Origin of the sequence: Photorhabdus luminescens subsp. luminescens, assembly GCF_001083805.1 — a bacterium.
GTDB lineage: Bacteria > Pseudomonadota > Gammaproteobacteria > Enterobacterales > Enterobacteriaceae > Photorhabdus > Photorhabdus luminescens.
This window is the reverse complement of record NZ_JXSK01000006.1, coordinates 42,031-53,795: the sequence shown is the minus strand read 5'-3', so window position 1 is coordinate 53,795 and position 11,765 is coordinate 42,031. Positions and strand designations below refer to the sequence as shown.

Here is an 11,765-nt window from a genome sequence, read left to right as displayed (position 1 = left end):
GATACAAACTTCATTACTCCCACACACTTATTCTATAAAGTTTTTTTCTGCGAGAATTAAATTAGACTTATTATCTAAAATGGAAATGGCAATTATGAATAATTTCATTTATTTAAAATTAAAAAATTTAATGTAAAATAAAAGTGTCTTTTTTATAAATAAAAAAACAGTAAAATTCAATGTCAAAGATAATAACAAAAAAATAAACTAAGATTCTGATAGACTGTAAATAGCTTAATATCTCCATCATATATTAACTTGGTTTTTATTTTATCATTTTCAATCAATTATTTAATATAATCTCATTATATATGAAACAAAAGTAAGTTATTTTGCAAAAAAAATTCAATAAGAGTAATTAAAATTTTTGTAACTAATACTTATTCAAAAAATATAACAGCCAAAACTACCCCAACCTTGTGAATTATTCCAAAAAAATTGAGCAATTTAAATCACTCGATCATCAAGATCTGAGCCCGATATTTTACTGGACTCAGACTCTTTAATTTCTACTTGATTCGGTAATGGGGTAATAAATGGAAGCCTCCAATTCTACCGACAACCATTTATCACCTGCTAAATAATCACTTATTCATTACCGGAATACTTCCCCGCAACCAACTACCTAATTTACGCTGATAGAATGGCTGCGTATGCTGCATCAAATAATGGCTGATGCCACGCTCTTTTTCATCAACTAAACAGAAATCAATCGGTTCTTCTTCCGATGTGTATTCACAGGCAATACTGCCCGCTTCATGGATCAGTTGTTCAATTTCATCTGCGGCGCCATTTATTTCCAGTCCAATTAACAAATTAGGGTTTTCATCCACATTTTTATCATGGGCTTGAATGATAAAAGCACGGCGAACCGGTTTACGTTGGCTAAATAAACTGACCAAAGCTTCAATGAGCTGCGAAGGATATTCTTCCGGTTGGCTAAGTGTTATTTTACTACCACTTGGAACATCAATCTCAACCGAAGTTAATTCACTTAATGAACTCATAAAAATCTCCAATCAGTTTTTTAGATAAAATAAATTTATTTTGCCTTCGCCAACAACAAATTAGCAATCGAACGAACCCCATAACCTGTTGCACCAGCGGACCAATGTTCTACCGCAGATTTACGATAAGTCGCCGAGCAATCAATGTGAACCCAACCTTTTTGGTATTCTTCCACAAAGTGAGACAGGAAAGCCGCCGCAGTACTGGCGCCCGCAGTATGCGGTGACGCAGCAACGTTGTTCAAGTCAGCAAAATTTGATGGTAGTTGGCTACGATGGAATTCAGCTAATGGTAAGCGCCAGAACAGTTCATTCTCGGATGCAGCCGCCGCCAACAGATCAGCCGCCAGTTTGTCATCAAAGCTGAGTACAGAATGGTAGTCATTACCCACAGCCGTTTTCGCTGCACCGGTCAAGGTTGCCGCATCAATGATTAATTTCGCTTTCTCTTTGCTGGCGTCAATTAAACCATCAGCCAGAACCAGACGACCTTCCGCATCCGTATTCATTACTTCAACAGATTTGCCATTACGGTAATGAATAACATCACCCAGTTTAAAGGCATTACCACTGACCATGTTATCCGCGATGCAGAGGAACAGTTTAACCCGTTGTTGCAAGCCGCGGCTGATTGCCAGCGCCAACGCGCCTGTCAGGGTTGCTGCTCCCCCCATATCCGATTTCATGGAATCCATAAAGGAAGATTGTTTCAGGCTGTAGCCGCCGGTATCAAATGTAATGCCTTTACCTACCAGGCAGGCAAACACCGGCGCTTGCGGGTTGCCTGTTGGGTTGTAATCCAACGCCAACAGAATCGGATCACGAGAAGAACCACGGCCAACGGTATGAATGCCAGCATAACCCTGTTCACGTAAATCTTCGCCTTTAATAATGCGATAACTGACTGACTCACCCACCATACTACACATCAGGTCAATCGCACGCTTCGCCAATTGTTCCGGCCCAAGATCTTCCGCTGACATATTGATGGTGTCACGCACCCAATCAATAATTTTAATTCTGCTTTCCAATTCCTGTTTTTCAGCCGCAGGCAATTGAGGCCATTCAATAGAACGGCTGCCTTTTGGCGCACGGAATCCTTGCCAGAAAGCCCAACTTTTCTCTAAATCCCAACCTTCGCCAACCAGAGCTACATGACGAATTCCCTGTCCGTCAATTTTACGCCCGGCACGTTGTACTGCCCCTAGTTTACCTTTGCCAACCAGATGAATCGTCACCCCTTGATCACTCGAACTAATCAGCGCTTTTTCACCCCAGCAAGCTGCTGCTGGTTCATAAGACAGTGTTATTGGCATGATTTGTTTAGTCATTCTTTTCTCACCTCTTATTATTACCGCTTGATGGCAACGAGGAGCTTATTCAAGCTTCTACCGATATAATTCTTCGTCTGCCAGATATTAATCTATAAAAAAACCGGCCAAAGCCAGTTTTTCAAAAGTTCAGCCTAACCTAAAACGATGACAGATAAATAACAAATTAATGCTATTTGTTATTCAAATTCATCCAACCAAACGAGCAGGATTGCTTCCAAAATCTTTTCATTGGATTTTTCAGGCGCATCATCAAAATCATCCAGCTCACAAATCCACTGGTGCATATCAGTAAAGCGAACGGTTTTTGGATCTATCTCAGGAAATTTGTCATATAGCGCTTCACCGATTTCACGGCTGTTAGACCATTTTAGGCTCATTTATTTTTCTCCTGCCAATCAGTGCTCACGGGCATGGTTGATGGTGTATTTTGGAATTTCTACCACCAAATCTTCGTCAGAAACTCTAGCCTGACAACTCAGACGACTTTCCGGTTCCAGCCCCCAAGCTTTATCCAGCATGTCATCTTCCAGTTCCGAGCTTTCTTCCAGTGAATCGAAACCTTCTCGAACGATACAATGACAAGTTGTGCAAGCACAGGATTTTTCACAAGCATGTTCAATTTCAATCCCATTGCGCAATGCAACATTCAGAATGGATTCCCCCTCTTTGGCTTCTAAAACTGCGCCATCAGGGCAAAGATCGTTATGAGGTAAAAATACAATTTTCGGCATAATTAAATCTCATCCACAGAATGGCCCGCCAACGCCCGGCGAATAGATGAATTCATCCGGCGTGCAGCGAATTCCTGCGTTTGCTTATCCAGTTGTTTAATCGCGTTTTCAATAATTTCAGGATCATTGCCCTGAACGCTTGTTATAAGTATTTCCACGGCAGCATCAATTGCCGCCTGTTCTTGTTCATTCAGTAGATCGGCATCTTTTTCTAACGCACCGGTGACACTTTCCAGTACTCGCGCCGCTTCAACTTTTTGTTCCGCCAGTTTACGCGCACTGATATCTTCCTGAGCATTCGCCATAGAATCTTTTATCATGCGAGCAATTTCTTCATCAGATAAGCCATAGGAAGGCTTCACCTGAATCGAAGCTTCGACGCCAGTAGATTTCTCCAACGCGCTGACACTCAGCAAGCCATCAGCATCTACCTGGAAAGTGACCCGGATATGGGCCCCACCAGCCGGCAATGGCGGAATACCACGTAGGGTAAAACGGGCCAGTGAACGGCAATCACTTACCAATTCCCTTTCCCCTTGCACTACATGAATACTCATTGCACTCTGGCCGTCTTTGAAGGTGGTGAATTCTTGCGCTTTGGCAACCGGGATGGTCGTGTTACGTGGGATAACTTTTTCAACCAAGCCCCCCATCGTTTCCAGCCCCAGTGAAAGCGGAATCACATCCAACAGCAGCATGTCGCTATCTGGCTTGTTACCCACCAGAATATCCGCCTGAATCGAAGCGCCCACCGCAACGACTTTATCAGGATCAATGGAAGTGAGCGGTTCGCGGCAAAAAAATTCGCCAACCATGTGACGAACCAGCGGTACACGGGTTGAACCACCCACCATAACCACCTGTAAAACCTCATCCGCAGAGACTTCTGCATCTTTCAATGCCCGGCGACTTGCCAGTAAAGTCCGTTTTATCAATGGCGTTATCAAAGCTTCAAATTCGCAACGGGTGATTTTACCCTGCCAGCCGGCAATGTTTATCTCTGCAACATCAGTATCACTCAAGGCGATTTTTACCTGAGTAGCCATATCTAATAGCTGCCGTTGCAGACGATGATCATCTCGATCGCCAATTCCCGCCTGTTCACGGACCCAATCAGCCAGTAGCAAATCAAAATCATCACCACCCAGCGCGGTATCGCCACCGGTCGCCAGCACCTCAAAGACACCACGGCTTAACCGGAGAATAGAAACGTCAAATGTACCGCCGCCTAAATCATAAACCGCAATCACACCTTCTTGACCAGAATCCAGTCCGTAGGCAATCGCAGCCGCAGTCGGTTCATTCAGCAAGCGCAGAACGTGTAACCCGGCTAAACGCGCCGCATCTTTTGTTCCCTGACGCTGAGCATCATCAAAGTAGGCAGGAACAGTGATCACAACACCATCAAGCTTACCATCCAGTGTTTCTTCTGCACGCTGCGCCAGCGATTTAAGAATGTCAGAAGAAACCTGAATAGGATCGACCAAACCCGCTGCGGTGTTAATTAACGGCAACCCGTTTTCACTCGCTTGAAATTGATAAGGAAGATTTGGATAACGCTGCTGAATGTCAGCCAAAGAGCGTCCCATCATACGTTTTACTGAGCTGATGGTATTCGCAGGATCGCACGCAGCCTGTTGACGGGCCTGCCAACCAATTTCAGGCCCCTTTTCATGGTAGCGAACAACCGAGGGAAGCAAGTAACGATCTTCACTATCCATCAATGTTTCCGCTTGCCCACTGCGAACAGTGGCAACTAACGAATGTGTCGTGCCTAAATCAATACCGGCAGCTAAACGACGTTGATGTGGTACAGCGGATAACCCCGGCTCGCTAATTTGTAATAAGGCCATATACGCTTTCCTTAAAAGTCGTCCAGTAAACGTTCTTCCAGTTGCTCAACCTGCTGTTGCAATTTATCCAGAAAACGTAATTTACGCACCGTATCAGCGGCTTGCTCCCACTGCTGTTCATCCAATTGCTGCGCCATTTGCTGACTACGAGTTTTAATCATCCCACTTACACGAGCAGCAAAATCAGCCAATGCCGCTTCTGGATTAGCTTTGCCGGCAATACACTCCAACTCCTCCCGCAACATAAGCTGTTCCATCAGGAAAGCGTTGTCATTCATGGTGTGCTGTTCATTGGCTAAATCAAAACCATGCAGAGAGAGCATATATTCAGCGCGTTTCAGTGGATGTTTGAGCGTTTGATAACCGTCATTGATAGTCGCAGCTTGCTGCAACGCCAGCGTTTTTTCACGCTCTGGCTGATTAGCAAAGCGATCCGGATGAAACTGACGCTGCAATTCTTGATAACAGCTTGCCAGTTGTTCACGATCAACAGCATAACGAGCCGGCAGCCCAAATAAAGTGAAATAGTCCATAATCTAAACTTACTCTGGATTTGGCCGAAAAACGGAATTAAACGTTAAAACTCTCTCCACAACCACATTCACTGGAAACATTTGGGTTGTTGAATTTAAAGCCTTCGTTAAGGCCCTCTTTAACAAAATCCAGTTCTGTACCGTCGAGATAGACCATGCTTTTACCATCTATGATAACTTTGACGCCCTTATCTTCAAACACGGTGTCGTCTTCGTTAATCATATCGGCAAATTCAAGCAGGTAAGCCATACCTGAACAGCCAGAGGTTCTGACCCCCAGACGCAAACCAACACCTTTTCCACGGTTACTCAGGAATGATGAAACGCGTTGTGCAGCACTTTCTGTAAGGGAAATTGACATACAACAACCTCACTTATTAAAACCAGCAAAGGCGGATACCGGATGGTATGTAACAGCCAGTATCCACCAAATTTTTTTCTATCTTCTTATTATTAAGGGCCGTTTATCTGGCCTGGCGTTTACTTTTGTAATCCGCAATCGCTGCTTTAATCGCATCTTCTGCCAAAATAGAACAGTGGATTTTCACTGGCGGCAGTTCTAATTCATCTGCAATTTCAGTATTTTTAATCGCTTCCGCCTGCTCCAGAGATTTGCCCTTCATCCACTCAGTGACTAAAGAGCTGGAAGCAATCGCAGAACCGCAACCGTAAGTTTTGAAACGCGCATCTTCAATAATGCCTTCATTATTGACTTTGATTTGCAGTTTCATCACGTCACCACACGCAGGGGCGCCGACCATGCCGCTGCCAACCATTGGATCTTCACTATCGAAAGAACCGACGTTACGTGGATTTTCATAGTGATCAATTACTTTTTCGCTGTAAGCCATGTTGTTACTCCTGAAACCGTCTGATTAATGATGAGACCATTCGATACTGTTTAGATCCACACCTTGTTTAAACATTTCCCACAGTGGAGAAAGTTCACGCAGGCGGCCAATAGATTTGTGAATCAGTTCAATGGCGTAGTCGATCTCTTCTTCTGTCGTAAAGCGCCCTAAAGAGAAACGGATAGAGCTGTGAGCCAGTTCGTCATTCATCCCTAACGCACGCAGTACGTAGGAAGGCTCCAGGCTGGCGGAAGTACATGCAGAACCCGAAGAGACCGCCAGATCTTTTAATGACATCATCAGTGATTCACCTTCAACATAGTTGAAGCTGACATTCAGAATATGCGGCGCGCCGTGCTCCAAATCCCCGTTAAGGAAGACCTCTTCGATATCTTTAATACCCTGCCACAGACGCAACCGCAGACCGCGCAGACGTTGAGATTCACTCTCCATTTCCTGCTTGGCGATACGGTAAGCTTCACCCATGCCCACAATCTGATGAACAGGCAAAGTACCAGAACGCATACCGCGTTCATGACCGCCGCCATGTTGCTGCGCTTCAATACGAATACGGGGCTTACGGCGAACGTACAGCGCGCCAATCCCCATCGGCCCGTAAATTTTATGAGCAGAGAAAGACATCAAATCGACTTTCAGCTTGGTTAAGTCAATCGGCAGCTTGCCCACGCTCTGGGTGGCATCAACATGGAAAACGATACCGCGACTGCGGCACATTTCACCGATGGCGGCAATATCCTGCACCACGCCAATTTCGTTGTTAACATGCATGATAGAAATCAGAATGGTGTCATCACGCACCGCGGCTTCCAGATCGTTTAAATCAATCAACCCGTTGCTCTGAGGCGCCAAATAAGTGACTTCAAACCCTTCACGTTCTAATTGACGGCAAGTATCCAACACCGCTTTATGTTCAGTTTTGCTGGTGATGATGTGCTTACCCTTTTTCTGGTAAAAATTAGCTGCGCCTTTGATGGCAAGATTGTCAGATTCCGTTGCGCCAGAAGTAAAAACAATTTCTCGCGGATCTGCACCCACCAAGTCAGCAATCTGATTACGGGCAATATCAACCGCTTCTTCAGCCTGCCAGCCAAAACGGTGTGAACGAGAAGCGGGATTACCAAATATCCCGTCCCTGGTCAGATAGTTCATCATCTTTTCAGCAACGCGCGGATCAACCGGCGTCGTTGCTGAGTAATCTAAATAAATTGGTAATTTCATTGCTCACATGCTCCCTACTTCTAATACTTCAATTCATCACAAGTTCTGCTTATGGGCGCAGATTGACATTAATTGTTTCTTGTGCTCTGCCGTTAGGCGCACGGCGTTTATCGTTATCCTGGCGACCAGCAACGTCCAATACTTCTTGGTTATTGACTAATTCTTCTAAACTGATACTGCTCAGGAAACCAGTAATACGATCACTTAAATCGCGCCATAAAGCATGAGTCAGGCAACGATCGCCGCCCTGACACCCTTCTCTACCCTGACAACGGGTAGCATCTACTGATTCATCAACTGCGAAAATCACTTCGGAAACAACAATTTCACTGGAATCTTTGCCCAATAAGTAACCACCACCCGGACCACGGACACTTGAAACCAAACCATTTTTGCGCAAGCGGGAAAATAGTTGTTCAAGATAGGAGAGGGAAATACCTTGACGTTCAGAAATGTCGGCCAACGGTACCGGACCTTCTTGTGAGTGTAATGCCACATCAAGCATGGCAGTTACTGCATAACGCCCTTTAGATGTCAATCTCATAAATGAATTACCCCGTGGTGAAATATGAGCGAAATTGTGTCATTCCTGAGTATTTTAGTCAACTATTTAACCTAGTAATTTACTCAACTATTTCTTCGCCCATTTTTCAACGGAGGACAAGATACCACGCAGAATATTCAGTTCCTGCGCTTCAGGCCGGGCACGGGTAAAAAGCCGCCTTAATCTATTCATTATTTGGCCTGGATGCGCTTTTCGAATAAAACCTGAATCATTTAACACAGATTCGAGATGATGATAAAAGCGTTCTATATCATCAGCTAATGGATATTCCGTCTCATCGATTTTTTGCTCATTTTTATCCTGACGCGCCAAATAGGCCATACGGATTTCATAACTGACAAGTTGAACCGCCATCGCCAGATTTAACGAACCGTACTCCGGGTTAGTTGGGATATTTAGATGATAATGGCACTTCTGCAATTCTTCATTGGTCAACCCTACCCGCTCACGGCCAAAAACAATGGCGACTGACGCATACTCAGCTTCCTGAACACTGCGTTCACCACATTCACGAGGTTCGACCATCGGCCATGATAACGTTCTTGAGCGGGCGCTGGTGCCAATCACCAATCCACAACCCGCCAGCGCTTTATCCAAACTATCGACAACCGTCGCATTACCAATAACATCACTGGCGCCCGCAGAAAGCGCAATTGCGTGAGAATCTGGCTGAACCAATGGATTCACTAAATAAAGGTTGGTTAATCCCATTGTTTTCATTGCCCGGGCGGTTGATCCCATATTTCCAGTGTGGGAAGTTTCAACCAGGATAATGCGGATATTTTCTAACATGACAACTTCTGAATAGTCTGGATAGTTATAAGAGCCAAATATCTTAACACAGCATTAGTCATTTTTCCGAACTACTGCTATACTGTGCGCCGATTAATTACCCGTTCTTTAACATCCTGGTGGAAGATATCCCATGCATCCGATGCTGACCATCGCCATACGCGCAGCGCGTAAAGCCGGCAATCTAATTGCCAAAAATTATGAAACTCCCGATGCGGTTGAAGCTAGCCAAAAAGGCAGCAACGACTTTGTTACCAACGTTGACAAAGCCGCAGAAGCGCTCATTATCGACGTTATTCGCAAATCTTATCCTAAACACTCGATTATTACCGAAGAGAGTGGCGAGCTGCTAGGCGAAGAAGCTGATATTCAATGGGTAATCGATCCACTGGATGGCACGACCAACTTTATCAAACGCCTCCCGCACTTCGCGGTTTCCATTGCAGTACGCATTAAAGGCCGTACCGAAGTTGCAGTTGTTTACGATCCAATGCGTAATGAGCTTTTCACCTCAACCCGCGGTCAAGGGGCGCAGTTGAATGGCTACCGTTTGCGTGGCACTAATGCCCGCGACTTGGATGGCACTATTCTGGCAACAGGTTTCCCATTCAAAGCAAAACATCATTCCACTGTTTACATTAATACTTTGGGTAAATTATTTGTTCGTTGCGCTGATTTCCGTCGTACCGGCTCGGCTGCACTGGATCTGGCTTATGTTGCGGCTGGCCGGGTAGATGGTTACTTTGAAATTGGCCTAAAACCGTGGGATTTTATGGGTGGCGAGCTGTTAGTTCGCGAATCTGGCGGTATCGTAACTGATTTCGTCGGCGGTCATAATTATGTTCATTCCGGCAACCTTGTTGCAGGTAATCCACGCGTTGTTAAAGATATTCTGGCTGAAATGCGTGATGAATTATCAGAAGCATTAAAACGTTAATTCCAGTTAATTGTAAATAAGAATTGCAAGACGGTAATTTAGGTAGACCGCAAAAAGTGCGGTCTACCCTACGATTCATTTAACCAACAGCAAAAACCGTTATTACTCCGCTAACCAGTAAACAGCTTCATAAGGCTGTAGCTGCATATTTTTTGCCGGCAATTGGTTTTCAGGGTAGTTCCCCATCAATTTAACCCATGAGCAATCGGATAAAGAAGCATCCAGCGACCACTCTTGCGTTTCTGCACTGAGATTGGCGATAACCAATAGCGTCTGATTTTCCCAACGACGAACATAGCACCATAGCCAAGGGTGAGACGGCAACAAATCTTCATAGCTGCCATAAGTCAATACAGGATACTCCTTACGCAGCTTGATTAAACGTGCATAACAATGGAAAACTGAATCATCATCTTGCATAGCGTTTTCAGCATTCACTTCCTGATAATCGCTATTCAGCGCTATCCACGGCTCCCCTTGAGTAAATCCAGCATTGGCAGTCGCATCCCATTGCATCGGCGTTCGCCCATTATCACGGGATTTCTTTGCCAAGACCGATAAGATTTGCTGTTTATCACTGCCCTGAGCAATCTTCTCTTGATAAATATTTAAACTTTCTATATCCCGATACGCTTCAATTTGGGAAAAATGAGGGTTAGTCATTCCCAGCTCTTCCCCTTGATAGATATAAGGGGTTCCCTGCATACCATGCAGTACCATTGCCAACATTTTAGCGGACGGCACCCGCCAAACACCTTCACCACCAAAGCGTGAAACAATACGCGGCTGATCGTGATTACACCAGAACAGCGCATTCCATGCTTGTTGATGCATGCCTTGCTGCCACTTGGCAAAAATTTTCTTCAATTCAATAAAATCGGGCGGTGCTGCAACCCATTTTTCACCATTGGGGTAATCGACTTTTAAGTGATGAAAAGCAAAAACCATCGACAATTCTTCACCATCCAATGAAGAATAACGCTGGCAATGTTCCAATGAAGTAGAAGACATCTCCCCAACCGTCATCACTCCGGCTGGCTGGAATACTTCTCTGTTCATTTCTTGTAGAAACTCATGAATACGTGGGCCATCGGTGTAGAACTGACGCCCATCTCCCTGCGTTGCCTCAGGGAAATCCTGCTGCTTAGAAACCAGATTGATGACATCCAGACGGAAGCCATCAACGCCAAGGCCAGCCCAGAATTCACAAATCTTTTTCAACTCAGCCCGTACTGGTTCATGTTCCCAGTTTAGATCGGCCTGCTCGACAGCAAACAGGTGCAAATAATATTGTTTGCTCTCCTCATGCCACGCCCAAGCATTGCCGCCAAATTTCGACAGCCAATTATTAGGCGGGGTTTCAGGTGCCCCATCCCGCCAGATGTAATATTGCCGATAAGGGCTATCAATATTCTGCGCTTGTTTGAACCAAGGATGTTGAGTTGAGGTATGGTTGAAAACAATATCCACAATGACACGGATATCGCGTTGATGCGCCTCATCAACCAAACGCTTAAAATCATCCATTGAGCCGTAAGCCGGGTCAATCGCATAATAATCAGCAACATCGTAACCGTTATCTACCTGCGGCGAGAGGTAAAAAGGCGTTACCCAGATAGCATCTACGCCCAGTTTCTTCAAATAATCAAGCCGGTAAGTAATGCCATTAAGATCGCCCGTTCCGCTACCCGTCGTATCCTGGAAACTCTTAGGATATATCTGATAGATGACGCCTTGTAACCACCACGGAATGATTTTGTTCATCAAAAACACCTTATCAATATATTTCCTGAATTATACCCTTCATCTTTCAAGCTGCTGCTTTGTTGGCTGCTTTCACTCACCCCAGTCACATCGTTATCTATGCTCCTGGGGATTCGTTCACTCGCCGCCGCGCTGCAACTCGAAATCTATTAGGTATAA

13 protein-coding genes are annotated in these 11,765 nt (G+C 44.9%); 1 reads left to right on the top strand and 12 read right to left on the bottom strand.

Annotation, left to right across the window (positions count from 1 at the left end):
- Nucleotides 1-584 precede the first annotated feature (584 nt).
- The 11 genes from TI10_RS15035 to trmJ all read right to left on the bottom strand — a co-directional run bounded on the left by TI10_RS15035 (nucleotide 585) and on the right by trmJ (nucleotide 8,905).
- The gene (locus TI10_RS15035; protein WP_049584234.1) at nucleotides 585-1,007 is read right to left on the bottom strand and encodes an enhanced serine sensitivity protein SseB C-terminal domain-containing protein; all 423 of its coding nucleotides are present in this window, start codon (nucleotides 1,005-1,007) and stop codon (nucleotides 585-587) included.
- Between the two features lie 35 nt (nucleotides 1,008-1,042).
- The gene (pepB, locus tag TI10_RS15030; RefSeq protein ID WP_049584233.1) at nucleotides 1,043-2,338 is read right to left on the bottom strand and encodes an aminopeptidase PepB; all 1,296 of its coding nucleotides are present in this window, start codon (nucleotides 2,336-2,338) and stop codon (nucleotides 1,043-1,045) included.
- A 179-nt stretch (nucleotides 2,339-2,517) separates the two neighbouring features.
- Nucleotides 2,518-2,718, bottom strand: a complete 201-nt coding sequence (iscX, locus tag TI10_RS15025; protein WP_049584232.1) for a Fe-S cluster assembly protein IscX — start codon at nucleotides 2,716-2,718, stop codon at nucleotides 2,518-2,520.
- 18 nt (nucleotides 2,719-2,736) lie between these two features.
- A complete protein-coding gene (gene fdx / locus TI10_RS15020; RefSeq protein ID WP_036779209.1) occupies nucleotides 2,737-3,072 on the bottom strand; it encodes an ISC system 2Fe-2S type ferredoxin in 336 nt (111 codons plus the stop codon).
- A gap of 2 nt (nucleotides 3,073-3,074) precedes the next feature.
- On the bottom strand, nucleotides 3,075-4,925 hold the full coding sequence (gene hscA / locus TI10_RS15015; protein ID WP_049584231.1) for a Fe-S protein assembly chaperone HscA: 1,851 nt from the start codon (nucleotides 4,923-4,925) through the stop codon (nucleotides 3,075-3,077).
- Nucleotides 4,926-4,936: 11 nt separating this feature from the next.
- Complete coding sequence (gene hscB / locus TI10_RS15010; protein WP_049584230.1) at nucleotides 4,937-5,458, bottom strand: co-chaperone HscB; 522 nt, start codon at nucleotides 5,456-5,458, stop codon at nucleotides 4,937-4,939.
- A gap of 37 nt (nucleotides 5,459-5,495) precedes the next feature.
- Nucleotides 5,496-5,819, bottom strand: coding sequence for an iron-sulfur cluster assembly protein IscA (gene iscA, locus TI10_RS15005; RefSeq protein WP_049584229.1), 324 nt, complete (start codon nucleotides 5,817-5,819; stop codon nucleotides 5,496-5,498).
- Nucleotides 5,820-5,922: 103 nt separating this feature from the next.
- Nucleotides 5,923-6,309, bottom strand: coding sequence for a Fe-S cluster assembly scaffold IscU (gene iscU, locus TI10_RS15000; protein ID WP_049584228.1), 387 nt, complete (start codon nucleotides 6,307-6,309; stop codon nucleotides 5,923-5,925).
- A 24-nt stretch (nucleotides 6,310-6,333) separates the two neighbouring features.
- A complete protein-coding gene (locus tag TI10_RS14995; RefSeq protein WP_049584227.1) occupies nucleotides 6,334-7,548 on the bottom strand; it encodes an IscS subfamily cysteine desulfurase in 1,215 nt (404 codons plus the stop codon).
- Nucleotides 7,549-7,597: 49 nt separating this feature from the next.
- Nucleotides 7,598-8,092, bottom strand: a complete 495-nt coding sequence (gene iscR, locus TI10_RS14990; RefSeq protein ID WP_049584226.1) for a Fe-S cluster assembly transcriptional regulator IscR — start codon at nucleotides 8,090-8,092, stop codon at nucleotides 7,598-7,600.
- 87 nt (nucleotides 8,093-8,179) lie between these two features.
- Nucleotides 8,180-8,905: a tRNA (cytosine(32)/uridine(32)-2'-O)-methyltransferase TrmJ gene (trmJ, locus tag TI10_RS14985; protein ID WP_049584225.1), complete on the bottom strand. Its 726-nt coding sequence runs from the start codon at nucleotides 8,903-8,905 to the stop codon at nucleotides 8,180-8,182.
- A 133-nt stretch (nucleotides 8,906-9,038) separates the two neighbouring features.
- Here trmJ and suhB point away from each other — a divergent pair, with 133 nt between their 5' ends.
- Complete coding sequence (suhB, locus tag TI10_RS14980) at nucleotides 9,039-9,842, top strand: inositol-1-monophosphatase (protein ID WP_049584224.1); 804 nt, start codon at nucleotides 9,039-9,041, stop codon at nucleotides 9,840-9,842.
- A gap of 102 nt (nucleotides 9,843-9,944) precedes the next feature.
- Here suhB and treC read toward each other — a convergent pair whose 3' ends face one another.
- Nucleotides 9,945-11,606, bottom strand: coding sequence for an alpha,alpha-phosphotrehalase (gene treC / locus TI10_RS14975; RefSeq protein ID WP_049584223.1), 1,662 nt, complete (start codon nucleotides 11,604-11,606; stop codon nucleotides 9,945-9,947).
- Nucleotides 11,607-11,765 lie beyond the last annotated feature (159 nt).